This window comes from Sulfitobacter sp. THAF37 (genome assembly GCF_009363555.1).
GTDB lineage: Bacteria > Pseudomonadota > Alphaproteobacteria > Rhodobacterales > Rhodobacteraceae > Sulfitobacter.
In genome coordinates, this window is the sequence record NZ_CP045372.1 from 1,056,694 (window position 1) to 1,073,168 (window position 16,475).

Annotated in this window: 15 protein-coding genes; 6 read left to right on the forward strand and 9 right to left on the reverse strand. The window is 61.6% G+C overall.

Annotated features, from left to right (window positions below; translation table 11 throughout):
- The first annotated feature begins 8 nt into the window (after positions 1 to 8).
- The 3 genes from FIU94_RS05250 to FIU94_RS05260 all read left to right on the forward strand — a co-directional run bounded on the left by FIU94_RS05250 (position 9) and on the right by FIU94_RS05260 (position 4,143).
- Entirely contained in the window at positions 9 to 2,159 is a 2,151-nt protein-coding gene (locus FIU94_RS05250) for an indolepyruvate ferredoxin oxidoreductase subunit alpha (protein WP_152464776.1), read from the forward strand.
- Positions 2,156 to 3,745, forward strand: coding sequence for an indolepyruvate oxidoreductase subunit beta family protein (locus FIU94_RS05255; RefSeq protein WP_216643257.1), 1,590 nt, complete (start codon positions 2,156 to 2,158; stop codon positions 3,743 to 3,745). The genes FIU94_RS05250 and FIU94_RS05255 overlap by 4 nt, the downstream gene beginning before the upstream one ends.
- 89 nt (positions 3,746 to 3,834) lie before the next feature.
- The gene (locus FIU94_RS05260) at positions 3,835 to 4,143 is read left to right on the forward strand and encodes a hypothetical protein (RefSeq protein ID WP_152464777.1); all 309 of its coding nucleotides are present in this window, start codon (positions 3,835 to 3,837) and stop codon (positions 4,141 to 4,143) included.
- A gap of 86 nt (positions 4,144 to 4,229) precedes the next feature.
- On the opposite strand, the gene FIU94_RS05265 is transcribed toward FIU94_RS05260, so the two are convergent.
- The gene (locus FIU94_RS05265) at positions 4,230 to 5,360 is read right to left on the reverse strand and encodes an aminotransferase class I/II-fold pyridoxal phosphate-dependent enzyme (protein WP_152464778.1); all 1,131 of its coding nucleotides are present in this window, start codon (positions 5,358 to 5,360) and stop codon (positions 4,230 to 4,232) included.
- Positions 5,361 to 5,385: 25 nt separating this feature from the next.
- Here FIU94_RS05265 and FIU94_RS05270 point away from each other — a divergent pair, with 25 nt between their 5' ends.
- Positions 5,386 to 6,144 carry an MBL fold metallo-hydrolase gene (locus tag FIU94_RS05270; protein ID WP_152464779.1) on the forward strand — a complete coding sequence of 253 codons (759 nt, stop codon included), beginning with the start codon at positions 5,386 to 5,388 and terminating at the stop codon, positions 6,142 to 6,144.
- Positions 6,145 to 6,147: 3 nt separating this feature from the next.
- Here the strand turns inward: FIU94_RS05270 and FIU94_RS05275 are convergent, their stop codons facing one another.
- The 5 genes from FIU94_RS05275 to pcaC all read right to left on the reverse strand — a co-directional run bounded on the left by FIU94_RS05275 (position 6,148) and on the right by pcaC (position 9,684).
- Positions 6,148 to 6,870: an SDR family NAD(P)-dependent oxidoreductase gene (locus FIU94_RS05275; protein ID WP_254702618.1), complete on the reverse strand. Its 723-nt coding sequence runs from the start codon at positions 6,868 to 6,870 to the stop codon at positions 6,148 to 6,150.
- 230 nt (positions 6,871 to 7,100) lie between these two features.
- The gene (locus FIU94_RS05280) at positions 7,101 to 7,937 is read right to left on the reverse strand and encodes a 3-keto-5-aminohexanoate cleavage protein (RefSeq protein WP_152464780.1); all 837 of its coding nucleotides are present in this window, start codon (positions 7,935 to 7,937) and stop codon (positions 7,101 to 7,103) included.
- Between the two features lie 9 nt (positions 7,938 to 7,946).
- The gene (pcaG, locus tag FIU94_RS05285) at positions 7,947 to 8,561 is read right to left on the reverse strand and encodes a protocatechuate 3,4-dioxygenase subunit alpha (protein ID WP_152464781.1); all 615 of its coding nucleotides are present in this window, start codon (positions 8,559 to 8,561) and stop codon (positions 7,947 to 7,949) included.
- 2 nt (positions 8,562 to 8,563) lie between these two features.
- Positions 8,564 to 9,307: a protocatechuate 3,4-dioxygenase subunit beta gene (pcaH, locus tag FIU94_RS05290; protein ID WP_152464782.1), complete on the reverse strand. Its 744-nt coding sequence runs from the start codon at positions 9,305 to 9,307 to the stop codon at positions 8,564 to 8,566.
- Positions 9,304 to 9,684: a 4-carboxymuconolactone decarboxylase gene (gene pcaC, locus FIU94_RS05295; protein WP_152464783.1), complete on the reverse strand. Its 381-nt coding sequence runs from the start codon at positions 9,682 to 9,684 to the stop codon at positions 9,304 to 9,306. Before pcaC ends, pcaH begins: the two co-directional genes overlap by 4 nt.
- Before the next feature lie 82 nt (positions 9,685 to 9,766).
- Between pcaC and pcaQ the strand changes: the two genes are divergently transcribed.
- Both pcaQ and msrA read left to right on the forward strand, forming a co-directional pair.
- Entirely contained in the window at positions 9,767 to 10,732 is a 966-nt protein-coding gene (gene pcaQ / locus FIU94_RS05300; protein WP_152464784.1) for a pca operon transcription factor PcaQ, read from the forward strand.
- A gap of 77 nt (positions 10,733 to 10,809) precedes the next feature.
- Entirely contained in the window at positions 10,810 to 11,475 is a 666-nt protein-coding gene (gene msrA, locus FIU94_RS05305; protein ID WP_152464785.1) for a peptide-methionine (S)-S-oxide reductase MsrA, read from the forward strand.
- On the opposite strand, the gene FIU94_RS05310 is transcribed toward msrA, so the two are convergent.
- The 3 genes from FIU94_RS05310 to FIU94_RS05320 form a co-directional block, all read right to left on the reverse strand.
- Positions 11,472 to 12,353 carry a ribokinase gene (locus FIU94_RS05310; protein ID WP_152464786.1) on the reverse strand — a complete coding sequence of 294 codons (882 nt, stop codon included), beginning with the start codon at positions 12,351 to 12,353 and terminating at the stop codon, positions 11,472 to 11,474. The two genes, msrA and FIU94_RS05310, sit on opposite strands and share 4 nt — an antisense overlap.
- On the reverse strand, positions 12,350 to 14,608 hold the full coding sequence (locus FIU94_RS05315) for an NADP-dependent malic enzyme (protein WP_152464787.1): 2,259 nt from the start codon (positions 14,606 to 14,608) through the stop codon (positions 12,350 to 12,352). The genes FIU94_RS05310 and FIU94_RS05315 overlap by 4 nt, the downstream gene beginning before the upstream one ends.
- Positions 14,609 to 14,684: 76 nt before the next feature.
- Complete coding sequence (locus FIU94_RS05320) at positions 14,685 to 16,439, reverse strand: glycosyltransferase 61 family protein (protein ID WP_152464788.1); 1,755 nt, start codon at positions 16,437 to 16,439, stop codon at positions 14,685 to 14,687.
- Positions 16,440 to 16,475: the final 36 nt, after the last annotated feature.

The window sequence follows — 16,475 nt, forward strand, 5'->3', positions numbered from 1 at the left end:
GTACTTCGATGGCTGAACGATCCTTCAAGGCGGAAGTAGAACACCTGCGCAAAGGCAACGGTGATGTTTTTACCGGTGAGGGAATCCTTGCGATCACCAAGGCGCTGCTGGAAAACGGCGTCGGATACGTGGGCGGCTATCAGGGCGCGCCGATCTCTCACCTGATGGACGTTCTGGCCGACGCGGAGGAACTGATGGCCGAACTCGGTGTGCGGTTCGAGGCCAACGCCTCCGAAGCGGCCGCCGCCGCGATGCTGGCGGCATCGGTCCACTACCCGATCCGCGGCGCGGTGACATTCAAGGGTCCGGTCGGCGTCAATGTCGCGTCAGATGCCTTGGCCAACCTGTGTTCGTCCGGCGTGAACGGCGGCGCGCTGGTGATCGTCGGAGAGGATTATGGCGAAGGGTCCTCCATCATGCAGGAACGATCGCATGCCTTTGCCATGAAGTCGCAGTTCTGGATGCTGGACCCGCGCCCCAACCTGCCCAGCATCACCAAGGCGGTCAAAGACGGGTTCGAGCTGAGCGAGGCATCGAACACCCCCGTCATGCTGATGGTGCGGATCCGGTCCTGTCACGTCACCGGCAGCTTTGAAACCAAGGACAACGTCCCGCCCCCGCTGACGGTGAAACAGGCCATCGCGAACCCGCAATCGGATTTCAACCGCGTCGTCCTGCCGCCGATGAGCTACATGCACGAACAGGACAAGATCAAGAACCGCTGGCCCGCGGCGGAAAAGTTCATCGTGGAAAACAAGCTGAACGAACACTTCGGCCCGAAGGACGCCAAGATCGGCATCGTTGTGCAGGGCGGCATGTACAACGGCCTGATCAGGGCGCTGCAACGCCTGGGGCTGGCTGATCTCTTTGGCCGGACCGACGTGCCGATCTATTGCCTGAACGTCACATATCCCCTTGTCAAAGACGAATTCGACGATTTTTGCGAAGGCAAGGACCATGTTCTGGTCGTCGAGGAAGGGCAGCCCGAACATATCGAACAGCATCTCGGCTCATTCCTGTACAAGGCAGGGCGCCGCCTGAAGCTGTATGGCAAGGACGTACTGCCGATGGCGGGCGAATACACCGGGCAGGTCATGCTGGACGGCGTGACCGGATTCCTCAAAGCCGCAGCGCCCGACATGTTGCCGGGAAAGGTCCGCGCACCGAATGCCGAAGAACCCAAGATCCCGGACCTGAGCAAGACGGTACCGATCCGGCCCCCCGGTTTTTGCACCGGTTGTCCGGAACGGCCCATTTTTGCGGGGATGAAGCTGGTTGAACAGGAATTGGGCAAGCACCAGATCACCGGCGACATCGGCTGCCACCTGTTCGGGTCGCTGCCGCCGTTTGAAATCGGCGGCGCGACGATGGGCTACGGGCTTGGTCCGGCATCCAATGCCGCTTTCGACGGGGGCGGTGAACGCAGGGCGATCTCCATGCTGGGTGACGGTGGCTTTTGGCACAACGGGCTGTCGTCCTCGATCGGGAACATGGTGTTCAACAAATCCGACAATGTGGTCGTGATCGTGGACAACTACTATTCCGCCGCGACCGGCGGGCAGGACGTGCTGTCATCCCGTGCACACAACGATACGAAGGCCACCAACAACCCGATCTCCGGCGCGCTAAAAGGCGTCGGCGTTGAATGGATCAGGCAGATCGACCACACCTATGACGTAGGCAAGGTGCGCGACACCCTGCGCGAGGCGCTGACCACCGATTTCAAGGGACCGAAGGTCATCGTCGCATCGTCCGAATGTATGCTGAACAAACAGCGGCGCGAAAAACCGTTGCGCAACAAGGCCATCGGCGAAGGCCGCCGCGTCGATGTGCCCCGGTTCGGCGTGGACAGTGACATTTGCACCGGGGACCACGCCTGCATTCGCCTGTCCGGTTGCCCGTCACTGTCGCTGAAACGGCTCGACGATCCGTTGCGCGATGATCCCGTCGCGCATATCGACCAAACCTGCGTCGGCTGCGGCAACTGTGGCGAGGTAGCAGATGCCGCTGTGCTTTGCCCGTCTTTCTACCGCGCCGACGTGGTGCACAACCCCGGCGGCTTCGAACGTTGGCGCGCCGGCTTTCGGGGCAGGGTCATCTCCTGGCTGCAGGCGCGACGCGATGCCAGACGCCTTCGCCTGACGGGGGCACCGACATGAACATGGTCCTTCAACAAAAGACACCCGACCCACACTTGGGGGGGATCATCAAGCTGGCCGTCATGGCGGTCGGCGGTCAGGGCGGTGGCGTGCTGACCAACTGGATCGAGGCGCTGGCGCGATCACAAGGGTACGCGTGTCAGGCCACGTCTGTCGCGGGGGTCGCCCAGCGCACCGGGGCCACGATCTACTACGTGGAAATGGCGAAAAAATCTGAATTAGAGCCTGTTTTTGCCTTGGCCCCTGCCGGGGGCGACGTCGATGTTCTGATCGCCGCAGAGATGATGGAGGTGGGACGTGCGGTGATGCGCGGTTTCGTGACGCCGGACCGGACCACGCTGATCGGTTCGACCCACCGTGCCCTGGCCGTGTCAGAGAAGATGACCCCCGGCGACGGCATCGCGGACGCCGACGAGGTCCGCGCCGCTGCCGAGATGGCATCGCAGAAACTGATCCTCGCGGACATGGACGGACTGGCTGTGGCGCAAGGGTCCGTGATCTCGTCCAGCCTGTTCGGCGCCTTGGCGGGATCGGGCGCGTTGCCCTTCCCACGGGAAGCTTTCGAGGACGCGATCCGCGCCGGGGGAAAAGCTGTCGACACCTCGCTGAAGGCTTTTGCCGCAGGCTACGACGCCCCCCAGAACGGTGCCGACACCGCCGAACGACCTCAGAAGGGCAAAGCGCCAGAACTCACCGGGCCCGTGCAGCAAAGCGGCACCAACCCAAGGCAGGACGTCACCGAGCTGACCGGGCCACCGCAAGAGATCGAGCGTTGGAACGCGCTTCTGCACCGGGCCAAATCCCTGCCGGAACCTGTAGCGGACATGGCGGCCAAAGGCTTGATGAAGGTGGTCGATTTTCAGGACTGCGCTTATGGTGAAACCTATTTGACGCATCTCGACCGGATCGTCGCCGTGGACAACGCGAATGAGAACTGGCTGCTCAGTGCAACGGCCGCGAAATATATTGCCAATGCCATGGCCTACGACGACATCATTCGTGTCGCCGACCTCAAGACCCGGGCCCCCCGAATGGCGCGTATCCAGGCCGAAATGGGCGCAACGGACGATCAGCTGCTGGAGCTGACCGAATTCTTCCATCCGCGCGCCGAAGAGATCGTGAGCCTGCTTCCCGCGCGGATCGGTGCCAGGTGGGAGGCCAACCCCAAACGCATGGCGCTGGTGGACCGCATTTTCAACAAGGGTCGACGCTTGCGCACGCACTCCCTGCGGTCCTTCGTGATGCTGCACGTTCTGGGTGGTCTGAAGGGGTATCGCATGAAGACCCGCAGGCACGAGGTAGAGACCGCACATATGGCCCAATGGCTGGAGGACAGCCTTGCCCCGCTGGGCGAAGACTACGCTCTGAGCGTCGAGCTGCTCAAGAACCGGCGGCTGATCAAGGGATACTCCGACACCCACGCTCGTGGCCTGACGAAGTTTGCGACGGTCATGAATGCAGCCGCCCTTTTGAGGGGGCGCAAGGATGCCGCGGAGTGGATGAACCGCCTGCGGGAAGCCGCCCTGCAGGACGCCGAAGGCAAGGCCTTGGACGGCGCGATCCGAACTGTCCGCAGCTTTGTTTGACTTAGGCCATGCCCGCCCTCTGGACCGGGCAACCAAAGGTTGGTATTTCTCGTTGATGTACAAGTTTAACGAGTATTTGGCCCTAAATCATGAATACCCCCCGCACCGAAAAGGACGCGAATGAGCCGCGTTTTTCGGATACCGAACCCGCGCTGATGACCTGTTACCGGGAACTGGCATATATTACCGCCGCTCTCATCGATAGGGAAGCCGAAGTGGAAGAACAAGCCCGACGCATCAACGCCCTGGAGGTGGAACTGACGCAGATGCAGCATGCATTGGGTCACGCACAGGGTATCGTACACTACCATCTGACAGAACAGGAAGCCATGCGGACAAGCAGGTCCTGGCGGCTGATGGCCACGATCCGAAGACTGGGCCGGGTGTTTGTCAGATAACCACCGAAAAACACGCCGGACGGCGCTGACGGGTTACCGGCAGGCCGTCCTATGGGCGACGATGCCAAAATCCTGCTATGTTCGGCCTATGAGGCTCCCCAATTTTTCAATGCTTCTCCAACCCGGTCCAAACCCTTGTGCAGATTGACCTCGGCGCCGCCCCCTACGCCCAGTCGGATATGGTCTGGTTGATCGTAGGCGCTGCCCGGCAACAGGAAGGTGCGGTATGGCTCTTGCAGCAGTAGCCGCGCGAAGGAATCGCTGTCGATCCCGGCGGGCAAGCGCGCCAGCCCTATAAGACCGGCCCTTGGCGGCACCCAGGTCAGACCCGGCTGCGAGTCCACCCAGGCATTCATTTCCGCGAGGTTCGCCGCACCTTCTTTGCGTGCCTTCTTCATCGCGGGCTGGTACCGCGCCGGCCTGAGCGCGATTTCGGCAATCACCTCTCCCATGATGTTCATGATCTCCGAGCTGTTTTCGCGCAGAATCACGGCATCCATGATCAATGCCGCATCCCGGCAAATCATCCAGCCCGTGCGCAACCCCTGCAGGCCCAGCGCCTTGCTGACCGACCCGGTGGTGATCCCCTTTTCGTACAGCCCCGCAACCGATGGCGCGCGGGGTCCGTCCCATTCCAACCCCGCATAAACTTCGTCCACCAGCAGCCAGGCACCGACACCGGACGCGATGTCCACCAGTTCATCCAGCTGGGCCGCGGACAAAAGGTCGCCCGTCGGATTGTTCGGGTTGGTGACAAAGATCATCCGCGTCCGTTCGGATACAGCATCGCGCAGACGGTCGAGCGGCAGGTGCCAGCCGTCGCTTTCCTGGCGCGTCACCTTGACGATTTTCGCGCCGATCGCCTTGGCCAGAACCTCGGCCTGCGGCCAGCCAGGGGTTTCGATGACGATCTCGTCTCCGGGCTGAAGCAGCTGCATGATCGCAAGGTAGTTGGCCTCCGCCGCACCGGCGGTGATCAGCACGTCCTCGGTTCGGCACCGGCCGTGAAGCCCGGCCTGCGACAGAACATGAGACCGCAGTTCTGGCAGACCCCTGAAATCACGGTTGTTCCAATCCAGCGACAGCTTCGGATCCAGCGCGTCCAGATAGTCGCCCAGCACCGGAGATCCGGAAAGGGAAAAGCCGACGATGGCCTCCGGCTCCGCATCGGTGGTTTCCAGCAGGTACTGAAACAATGTGTGAATCTTGACTTTCATGCGCCGCCCCTGGCTAATCGCGAACATGGATAAACCGATCACGCTCCGAGGCAAACCGAAACGTCTGGCCGTGCTTGATTACGGTCTCTTCGAGGTTCACGCAGGCCCCCGCACCATCGGCATCTGCGGTTTTGTCATCCAGACCGACGCGAACGAAGTGGTCCTGATCGACACGGGGTTTCCCCGGAAGTACGCCATCGACGCAGAGGCGGCGACGGCGGAGGACGATCTGGGCAGCTTCGGGCGCGTTCTGTCTGTGACCGAAGAAAACCTGCCCGGCCCGCAGCTTGCGAAACTGGGGCTGAAGAAATCGGACATCACCCTGATGATCCAGAGCCATACCCATATCGACCACGTGGGCGACATGGCAGGCTATCCCCATGCGCCGATCCTGATGTCGGCTGCCGAACGGGCCCTGCCCAGACCGCTCTACTGGTCCGGGAAACAGGCGATGGACTGGCCGGACAGGGACTATCGGCTGGTCCGGTCGGATATGCTGCTTGGCCCGGGGTTCGAGGTGCTGCATTGTCCCGGGCACGCACCGGGGCAGCTGGCGTTTATGGTTGAGCTGCCCGAAACCGGCTGGGTGCTGCTGACATCGGACGCGATCAGTCGGGCGTCGGAGATCGACGAGAAATTCGCGGGCTCCTGGGACGAGGAACAGGCGATCTTTCACGGGGACCGCCTGATGGCGCTTGCGCGCGCGCGTGACGCATTGGTGATCTATGGGCACAGCCCCGAGCAATGGCCGGACCTGCGCAAGGCGCCGAATTGGTTCGAATAGAGCCTAACGCACGTCTCTTCCCTGGTTCAGAATGATGACATTGCCGCTGGAGACGTCCCCGGCAGGCGAAATCAGGAACCCGACCCAGGCGGCGATCTCGGACGGTTGCATCGCCCGTCCATGCGGCATCTGGGAAATCGCCTCTGCCAGCACCTCTTTGCTGACCACGTTGAACAGCGGCGTTTCCGTCATGGCGGGCGCGATGGAATTCACCGCGATCTTTTCGGTCGCGTAGCGCCGCGCCAGATCCTTGGTCAGGGTGTCGAGCGCGGCCTTGGATGCGCGGTAATGCGGCGGGTCGAAAGCGTCGAAATTATAGGCCCCGTTGGAAGAGATATTGACGATCTTGCGCACACCCGGGCGGCCCTGCATCAACTTGATTGCCGCCTGACAGCAGTGGAACGCACCGGAGAAATTCAGCGCCATCTGTTTCTCGAATTCGTCCTCGGGAATGTCGGGAAATTCGGACATGAAGCAGGTGCCGGCATTGTTCACCAGGGCGTCGATGCCGCCGTGGCCGTCGGCAATGTCGGCAAAGGCCCGACCGATGGAGGCGGGATCCGTCATATCGGTCTTGATGCCGAGAAAGCCGTCGGTCGCCATGTCCATCAGGCCAGCCTCGTCAATGTCCAGGCCGACGACACGAAACCCGTCGCCCAGCAATTGCGCCACGATAGCGCGCCCCATGCCACCTGCGGCACCCGTGACGACTGCAACCTTGTTCACATCGTTCCTCCCTCTGGATACGGCGGTCCGACCGCCCGGACCCGGATGTAAACGCGTGTATCACGTCGATGCAAGAAGCGCCCATGTCAGGCCGCCCCTGACAGGTCTCTCATCAGGGCGTCACGGGCCGACCTGCCCTTTGATCGGCCCGCCGCACCTGATCGCCGATGTCGGATTGAGGTATTTTTGGCATAAAGAAGCGGGCGGTCGTGCGCCGCCCACACGGCTGGTCAGATGGTCTGGCGCAGGCCAAGGATCTGGCGGGCGTCCTGCCAGGTGGCGACGGGGCGTTCGTATTTTTCGCAGATTTCAGCCGTGCGTCTGACCAGCGCGGCATTCGACGGTGCCAGCGTGTGCCGATCCAGCCGGATGTTGTCTTCCAGGCCGGTACGGGCATGGCCGCCGCTGGCGATGGCCCAGTCGTTCAGGACAATCTGGTTCGGGCCGATTCCGGCGGCACACCACGGCGCATCCGCACCGAACAGCCGCTTGACGGTTTTCAGGTAGAAATCGAATACCTCCCGGTCCACCGGCATCGCGTTCTTCACCCCCATCACGAACTGGACATAGGGCAGTTCCTTGATCTGTCCCTTGCGGTGCATTTCGGCGGCACGAAAGATGTGGCTGAGGTCAAAGGCCTCGATCTCCGGTTTGACGTCATGGACGATCATCTGGTCGGCCAGCCATTCCACCAGGTCCGGCGGATTCTCGTAGACGCGCGTGGGGAAGTTGTTCGACCCGACCGACAGTGACGCCATGTCGGGCCGCAGAGAAAGCATTCCGCCCCGCGCCTGCCCCGCACCCGACCGTCCACCTGTCGATAGCTGCACGATCATGCCGGGACAGTGCTTTTCCAGCCCCTCTTTCAATGCCGCGAACCGGTCCGGGTCGCTGGTCGGGGTCTCGTCATCGTTGCGCACGTGGCAATGGGCGATGGTCGCGCCAGCCTCAAAGGCCTCTTGCGTGCTTTCGATCTGTTCAGAGACCGTCACAGGGACCGAAGGGTTGTCCGCCTTGGTCGGAACAGACCCGGTGATGGCGACGCAGATAATACAGGGTTGGGTCATGCAGATGCCTCAGATATCGAAGAATATGGTTTCTTTCGGGCCCTGCAGGTGAATGTCAAAACGATAGACGCCCTCCGCTTCCCTTTTGGCGAGCAGGGTCGACACACGGTTCTGATGTTCGATCCCGCTGAGCAGCGGGTCCGCGGCATTCGCTTCCGTCTCGTCTTCGAAGTAGATGCGCGTGTGCAGACCGATGTTGATGCCCCGCGCGACGATCCAGGCCGTGATATGTGGCGCCTGCAGGCGGCCATCCGGCATCGGAACCGCGCCGGGCTTCACCGTGTCAAAGGTGAATTGGCCGGTCTCCATGTCGCCCGGGGACCGCCCCCAGCCGGAAAAATTCGGGTCTGCCTTGCCGCGCGTTTCATTGGCAGAGGGGAACAGTCCCGCCGCGTCGGGCTGCCAGATTTCGATCATCGCGTCGCGCAACGGTGTGCCGGTGCCGTCAAAGACCGTCCCCTTGATCACGATTTCCTGTCCCTGGACGGGACCGGTCTTCATGGCTGTTCCCAGATCACCGCCATAAACCGCGATCCCCGTGAAATTCGGCGTGCAGCCGATATGCACATAGGGTCCTGCGGTCTGGCTGGGGCTTTCCCTAAGGTAATCGAGTTTCTGTCCCATGGTCAAAGCCCCTCCACCCGGTTTTCGAAATAGGTTTGCCGCCGTCCGCGCAAGACGATGTCGAATTTATAGGCGCGCGCGTCCATCGGCACCGTGCGGTGCATGTCCAGCGGCGCGGTCAGCTGGTCGATGGCCTCCTGCGATTTCAGAACACCCACGATGGGGCAAAGCGGGATGAGCGGATCGCCCTCGAAGTACATCTGCGTGATCAGCCGCTGGGCGAACCCGTGACCGAAGACCGAAAAGTGAATATGCGCCGGACGCCAGTCGTTCATGCCGTTGGGCCAGGGATATGGTCCCGGCATCACCGTGCGAAATTCGTAAGACCCGTCTTCCCCTGTGATCGTCCGCCCGCAGCCGCCGAAGTTGGGGTCCAGTGCCGCCTGATACTTTTCCTTCTTGTGCCGATAGCGCCCGCCGGCATTGGCCTGCCAGAATTCCAGCAATGCACCGGGCACCGGGCGGCCCATCTCGTCCAGGACACGGCCATGCACGATGATGCGCGGGCCGATCGCGCTTTGCCCGGACTGGGCAAAATTATGGATCAGATCATTGTCCAGCGCCCCGAGCATGCCATGGCCGAAAACCGGCGAGGTTTCTTCGCTCAGCGTGGTTGGAAAAGACAGCAGCGCCGCCTGCGGACTGCGCTTCACGCTGGTCTTGTAGGCCGGTGTCAGCGCGTCTGGCTGCCAGCTGCGGTCGCGGGGGACAAAACCGCCGGTGGTGGGCTTGCGTCCGGTGTTCATAGGTCGACTCCCAGTTCGGCGTAGGTCTGCTTGGCCAGCTTGATGGCATGGTTTGCCTTGGGCACGCCAGCATAGATCGCCACGTGCATGAACGCCTGCAGAACATCACGCGGTTCTGCACCGGTGTTGCGGCTGGCGCGGATATGCATCGGGATCTCCTCGAAATTGCCCATCGCCGCCAGCAGCGCCAGTGTCAGCATCGACCGCTCTCTGTGGGTAATCGTATCGTCCGCCCAGACCGTGCCCCAGGCCCCTTCGGTAATCAGCGTCTGAAACGGCGCGTCGAAATCGACCTTGGCCGCCTCTGCCCGGTCCACATGCGCATCGCCCAACACCTGGCGGCGTGTCTTCATACCGGTTTCGTGTCTGTCTTGCATGGTCTTCTCCAACTCTTCACCAGCGGTATAGACTGCCAAAAGACGCATTCAAAATGATAAAACTGGCGTTATACTTTCCATTATGGAACTTAACCGCACCCGACAGATCAAGATGCGCCACCTCGCGGCGTTTGTAGAAACGGTGCGCTGCGGCAGCCTCAAGGCCGCGGCGGAACGGATGTTCCTGACCCAGTCAACCTTGTCCAAGACCCTCGCCGATCTTGAAAACATATTGGGCACCACCCTCATGCACCGGGGACGCGGAGGCATCTCCCTGACCCGGGAGGGGGCCGTGTTCCGTCAGTTCGCAGAGCAGGGGCTGGCAGCCGTCAGTCATGGGCTGACCAGCCTCGATGCGCTCAGCGCGGGGCGCGCGGCCCCGCTGCGAATCGGCACGCTGCCCTCTGTTTCCGCAGACTTGCTGCCGGATGTGATCCTGCGGTTCGAAACCCTGGCCCCCTCCACGCCCGTTACCGTGGTCGAAGGACCCGTGACCACCCTGACCGATGGGTTGCGCGCCGCGGATTTCGACCTCGTGATCGGGCGCATGGGGCCTACTGACCGGATGACCGGTCTCAACTTCACGCATCTCTACTCGGAACGCGTGATATTTGCCGCGGCCACCGGTCATCCGGCAGCCGAGATAAACGACGCCGGGGCACTGGCGGCGTATCGCGTGCTTTACCCGCCGCCAAACGCCGCAATCCGGCCTCTGGTCGACCGCTTCATGATAGAACGGGGCATAGGGATCTTTCCGCGTTATATAGAGACTGTTTCAACTGCCTTCGCCCGCGCCATGACGCTGGGTTCGGCGCAGGCGGTCTGGATCATCAGCCAAGGGGTTGTTGCGCGTGACATCGCGGCGGGGCGAATGACGGCCCTGCCCATCGAAACCGACAGCATGTCCGGACCCGTCGGCATCATGACCCGGTCAGAGGAGGACCCGGCACCGGCACTGCGGTTGTTCCGACAGGCGCTTTTCGAAACCACCACAGACACCCGCGAGGGTGCAAAAACGCCAGCCTCACGCGCTTTCACCACACCGTGACATTGACCGATCCCTGCTTGTACTCGTCCCGGTGCGGGTCCAGCATCGTTTCAACACGATGGACGAGGGAGATGACCATGAAGCGACTGACACAGCTGAAGGCACTGGCGCTTGGCGCATTGATCGCCGTCGGCCTGGTGGTGCAATCCGGCACGGCCCGGGCCGCCGAGACCCGGACACTGACCGTCGCGGGCGGCTGTTTCTGGTGCGTCGAGGCCGATTTTGAATCGGTGCGCGGTGTGAAAGAAGCAATCTCGGGCTTTGCGGGCGGCACGGTTGAGAATCCCACCTACGAACAGGTCACTGCCGGCGGCACCGGTCACTACGAAGCCGTGCAGATCAGGTTCGACCCTGACGTGGTGAGCGTGGACAGCCTGCTGAACCTGTTCTTCCGCTCCATCGACCCGACAGATGCGGGCGGTCAGTTCTGCGATCGCGGCAACAGTTACCGCACCGCAATCTTTGCTGACGGGCCACAGCAAAAGGCAGCGGCGGAGAAAGCCAAGGCCGAAGCGCAAGCCGCGTTGGGTCAGAATGTTGTGACACCGGTGCTCGGTGACGTGCCCTTCTATCCTGCCGGGGACTACCATCAGGACTATTACAAGAGCAGCGACCGGCTGGCCTTCAGCAGCGTCGGCATCGGCGTCAAGAAATCCGTCGCCTACAAACGCTATCGCAACGGCTGCGGCAGGGACCAGCGGGTAAAGGAACTCTGGGGCAGCAACGCGCCTTTCGTCGGCTAGGCGCCCTGCCCGAAATCGTGATCCAGGACATCCTTTAGATCTGGGATCACGTCGGCGGTGCCCTGCCGTGCGACCATCAGTGCACCGGCCTTTTGCGCCAGTTCTATCGCCTCCGGCATCTTCATCCCGCGGTCCAACCCCGCGACGAGGTATCCGGTGAAAGTGTCCCCCGCGCCTGTGGTGTCCACCACATCGCTCCGGAAAGCGGCAAAGCTGCGCTCGGCCTCATTGGTTGCCGAAATCCAGCGGCATCCATCCGCGCCAAGGGTTACGACGATATCTGCAATCGGCAGATCGCCCAGAGCTATTCCCGTGGCGTCCTCCAGCTGTTGTGCCTCCACCGCGTTCAGAATCAACAGGTCGACCTTGTCCATCAGCCGGGTCACGCTGTCGGCTCGGAAGGGCGCCGCAGCATAGGCGACGCGCATTCCCAGAAGCTTGGCGGTTTCGGCGGCAAAGGGTTGGCCCAAAGTTTCGTTCTGCATCAACAGGAAATCCCCCGGCGACGCCTCGGCCAGGGCCGCGCCGATCATCTGGTCTGTGACCATGTGATTGGCACCGGGAAACAGAACGATGTTGTTCTCTCCATCCGCATCAATGTGAATATTCGCATGACCCGTCGTCGTGTCGATCACGGTGATATGCGCGGTTTCCACACCGTATTCCAGCAACCGCTGCAGCGCCCAGGTCCCGTCCTGCCCCACGGCGCCGATGTGCATCACCCGCGCCGCCGCCCGCGCGGCCGCCACGGACATGTTCGCGCCCTTGCCGCCCAGGCCCTGACGAAGGTCGGTCGCAGCGATCGTCTCACCTGGTCCGGGCAGATGCGGCAGACGGTAGAAGTTGTCTGCATTGATCGACCCGAGGTTCCAGATCATTCGCCAACCTTGCAGGCCGCGAGGATCGCCATGTTCAGGATGTCATTTGCCGTGGAAGTGGTCGAGCAGATCTGAATGCTCTTGTCCAAGCCTGTCAGGATCGGCCCGATCACCGTGGCGCCTGCCATCTCCTGCATCAGCTTGACCGAGATACTGGCCGAATGGCGCGCAGGCACGATCAGGATGTTCGCAGGGCCGGTCAGACGCGAAAACGGATATTGCTTTTGAGCGTTGGCGTTCAGCGCGACATCGACGGTCATCTCGCCTTCGTACTCGAAATCGACACCCCGCGCGTCCAGGATCTCGGGGGCGAGGTGCATCTTTTCCGCCCTTTCAGAGACCGGATAGCCGAAGGTCGAGAAGCTGACAAAGGCCACCCGAGGCTCCAGCCCCATGTGCCGCGCCACCGTTGCACCGCTTTCCGCGATATTGGCAAGGTCGGTCTCGTCCGGCCATTCGTGGACCAGCGTGTCGGCAATGAAAACAATCCGTCCCTTGTGCAGCAGCGCGGTAAAACCGGCGGCGCCGTGTTCGGCGTTTGCCTCGAACACGTGGTTCAGACGTTCAAGCACATGCGCCGATTTTCGGGTAACGCCAGTGACCAGCCCGTCGCCGTGCCCATGCGCCAGCATCAGCGCGCCGAATACGTGACGATCCCGCGCCGCGAGCCGGTGAATGTCCTTGTTGTCGAATCCCCGGCGCTGCAGCCGCTGGTAAAGGAAATCCTTGTAGGTATCCAAATGCTGCGTATTGGCCGCGTTCACGACTTCCAGTTCGCGCACCGCGTCCTCCATGCCCGCCGCCTGCAGCTTGGCCTTGACGTCGGCCTCCCGGCCCACGACCAGCGCCTTGCCCAGTCCGGCGCGCTGGTACATCACTGCCGCCCGCAGCACCCGCGGGTCGTCGCCTTCGGCAAAGATCATCCGCGCCTGGTTGTTGCGTGCCCGCGCATTGATGCCCCTCAGTATGTTCGCCGTCGGGTCCATCCGGGATTTGAGGTTCAACTCGTAGGCGTCCATGTCGATGATGGGCCGCCGCGCTGCGCCGGTATCCATTCCGGCCCGCGCGACAGCAGGCGGGATCCGGTGGATCAGACGCGGATCGAAGGGTGTCGGAATGATGTAGTCGCGGCCAAAGGTCAGCGTCTTGCCATAGGCGACCGCCACTTCATCGGGCACGTCCTCGCGGGCGAGGTTGGCCAGCGCATGGGCGCAGGCGATCTTCATCTCGTCGTTGATGGCGCGGGCGTGAATGTCCAGCGCCCCTCGAAACAGGTAGGGAAAGCCAAGGACGTTGTTCACCTGGTTCGGATAATCGCTCCGGCCCGTGGCCACGATGGCATCCATACGCACGGCGTGGGCTTCTTCCGGCGTGATCTCGGGATCAGGGTTGGCCATGGCAAAGATCACCGGGTTGTCCGCCATGCTTTCGACCATCGCGGGCGTCACGGCACCCTTGACGCTGACGCCCAGGAAAACGTCCGCACCTTTCATGGCTTCTTCCAGCGTGCGCAGCTCGGTATTGGCGGCATGGGCCGATTTCCACTGGTTCATGCCTTCGGTGCGGCCCTGATAGATGACGCCCTTCGTATCGCACATGATGCAGTTGTTGTGCCGCGCACCCATCGACTTGAGCAGTTCAAGGCAGGCGATCCCGGCGGCCCCGGCCCCGTTCAGCACGATCCGCACGTCCTCGATCTTTTTCCCCGACAGATGCAGCGCGTTGATCAATCCTGCGGCGCAGATCACCGCAGTTCCATGCTGGTCGTCATGGAAGACCGGGATGTCCATCTCTTCCTTGAGGCGCTGTTCGATAATGAAACACTCGGGCGCCTTGATGTCCTCAAGGTTGATCCCGCCAAAGGTCGGCCCCATCAGGCGCACCGCGTTTATGAACGCTTCGGTGTCCTCCGTGTCCAGTTCGATGTCGATGGAGTTCACATCCGCGAACCGCTTGAACAGAACCGACTTCCCCTCCATCACCGGTTTCGATGCCAGTGCGCCGAGGTTTCCAAGGCCCAGCACCGCCGTCCCGTTCGAGACCACGGCAACGAGGTTCCCCTTGTTGGTGTAGTCATAGGCCGTCTCGGGGTTTTGCGCGATCGCCTCGCAGGGCACAGCCACACCAGGAGAATACGCCAGGCTCAGGTCCCGCTGGGATGTCATCGGAACGGTCGCGGTAATCTCGAACTTGCCCGGGCTCGGCTCAAGATGGAACGCAAGTGCTTCTTCGGAGGTGATACGGTTGCTTGACACTGAAAGGGCCCTTTGGAGTTTTCACGACTAATAGACATGAAACGTTCCGCGCACAATCGCGCGGCACGCGACGGAATCACGCGACGTAGCGCACCCATTCGTGATTTTTGACAAAGGCGTCATGCCGTTCGGGGAAATCGGACTTCAACCGCGACAGCGCCCAACGGATGACCTGCGGACGTTCGACGCGGTTGGCGCACCAGATGATGCGGATCAGGGTCCGCCAGCGCGCCGTATCAGCTTTGAACGCCTTGTCGAGCGCGACAAGCTCTGACTTGGGCTCGTCCAGTTCCTTATGGCAATCTGCCTGCAACAGACACAGCTCCACATCCTCGATCACCAGCTTCGCATGTTTCTCCAGCACGGCCACCGCCCGATCCGCCGCCCCCGCCTGCAGAAGTTCGCGGGCAAGTCGGCCGACGGCATCGACGGATTTCAGTTCGGGCACATGGCCCAGGACACTGACGACAAAGGCCATGATCTGCGCCACGGCCCGTTCGGACAAAGCAACGGGGACGATCCCGTCCTTCGAGAAATGCGGCTCTGACAAAGGGTCTTCGGTATTGAAATCAGCGAAAAAGTTGATGTACCGACACTGCGACGCATGCGCCAATGGCCAAAAATCGCCCCACCGGAACTGTGCGGTCTGCAACGTCCCGATTTCGATGACATATGCGCCGGGATCGGCAAAGAGCATATTGGCAAACCCGGCACCATGGTACGAGATCATGACCTCGGCACGGGCCATCAGCGCGATCTGCTCGATCGGATGCAGGTTCTCGAAAACGACATATTCGAAACCGAACAGGCTCAGGTGCTCGAACAGCAGATCTTCGCCTGCCATATGCCTTTCGCGGCTTTGCCGACTGTCTCGGCCCACGAAGAACCTTTTGGGCAGATGCGGAAACTCTTCGCCTTCGATTGCGGCCAGCGCCCGGCTGCGCAACGCCAGCAACATGCTGCTGACAGAGTTCATGGCGAGGGTCGCGTTATGGCGGGTGTTCAGCCAGTCTTCATCCTCTACCAGACCCGGCGGAGCGAAGGACATGATACCGTCCAGCATCTTTTCCGGCATCTGCGCATGACCGCCGTTGAAATCATAGGCGGTGAGAACCCGCGCGTATTCCTTGGGTGCCCTCTCGAAAAAGACGCGCCCGGCATATTCGGGAAACAACGCCTCGACGAAAGCTTCGGTGAAGGGGCGGTGCTTTTCTTCGGAATTCGGAAAGTGAAAATAGATGTCGCCCTGAAACGCCAAACCGTCCAGCACGGTCAGCTGCGGCAGCGCCTCGGTCAGGAAGTGATAGAAATTGAACGTGTTACGGCATTCGACCGCAAAAGGCATTTCAGGATCCAACACGTCCGAAATTACCGGAAGCTGGCGCGCTTCATTGGCCTCTCGGCAGCCCGCCAGAAAGGCTTCCAAAGTGATGTCCACCGCGGGATCGGCATCCTCGTTTTCCCAACGATAGCGATTGATCAGCCGGGTTCCCGCCGCACCACTCAGCAGCAGACGGTCCGACGCCATGACATAGGATTTGCGAAAACTCGCCTGTTCCAGCAGGGCCGGTACCGCATTGAATTCCAGCGCCTCGCGAAACACTTTCTGCTTCTTCGTCACCGACAGGAACGACGTGATCTTGCGGTTGATCTCCTCGTGCGCGCTGGCGGCAAAGCCTTCGATCACCGCGCGCGGCATCGGCCGCCAGATGAACTCCGGCTGCCACAGAACGCTGAACCCCGGATCGGCCCAGGGGTTCAGGAACAAGGCGTCCGGGGGAAGCTGTAGTTCGATCTTGTTGCGCAAGGGATCGACTTCTTTCTGCCACATGAGTGTCGACGTCTTTTTTAGCACGCCAGATCAACC

What these genes read in the sequence shown, in the direction of transcription:
- FIU94_RS05250 (WP_152464776.1), top strand. Translation starts at nt 9, where the DNA reads ATGGCTGAACGATCCTTCAAGGCGGAAGTAGAACACCTGCGCAAAGGC.
- FIU94_RS05255 (WP_216643257.1), top strand. Translation starts at nt 2,156, where the DNA reads ATGAACATGGTCCTTCAACAAAAGACACCCGACCCACACTTGGGGGGG.
- FIU94_RS05260 (WP_152464777.1), top strand. Translation starts at nt 3,835, where the DNA reads ATGAATACCCCCCGCACCGAAAAGGACGCGAATGAGCCGCGTTTTTCG.
- FIU94_RS05265 (WP_152464778.1), bottom strand. Translation starts at nt 5,360, where the DNA reads ATGAAAGTCAAGATTCACACATTGTTTCAGTACCTGCTGGAAACCACC.
- FIU94_RS05270 (WP_152464779.1), top strand. Translation starts at nt 5,386, where the DNA reads ATGGATAAACCGATCACGCTCCGAGGCAAACCGAAACGTCTGGCCGTG.
- FIU94_RS05280 (WP_152464780.1), bottom strand. Translation starts at nt 7,937, where the DNA reads ATGACCCAACCCTGTATTATCTGCGTCGCCATCACCGGGTCTGTTCCG.
- pcaG (WP_152464781.1), bottom strand. Translation starts at nt 8,561, where the DNA reads ATGGGACAGAAACTCGATTACCTTAGGGAAAGCCCCAGCCAGACCGCA.
- pcaH (WP_152464782.1), bottom strand. Translation starts at nt 9,307, where the DNA reads ATGAACACCGGACGCAAGCCCACCACCGGCGGTTTTGTCCCCCGCGAC.
- pcaC (WP_152464783.1), bottom strand. Translation starts at nt 9,684, where the DNA reads ATGCAAGACAGACACGAAACCGGTATGAAGACACGCCGCCAGGTGTTG.
- pcaQ (WP_152464784.1), top strand. Translation starts at nt 9,767, where the DNA reads ATGGAACTTAACCGCACCCGACAGATCAAGATGCGCCACCTCGCGGCG.
- msrA (WP_152464785.1), top strand. Translation starts at nt 10,810, where the DNA reads ATGAAGCGACTGACACAGCTGAAGGCACTGGCGCTTGGCGCATTGATC.
- FIU94_RS05310 (WP_152464786.1), bottom strand. Translation starts at nt 12,353, where the DNA reads ATGATCTGGAACCTCGGGTCGATCAATGCAGACAACTTCTACCGTCTG.
- FIU94_RS05320 (WP_152464788.1), bottom strand. Translation starts at nt 16,439, where the DNA reads ATGTGGCAGAAAGAAGTCGATCCCTTGCGCAACAAGATCGAACTACAG.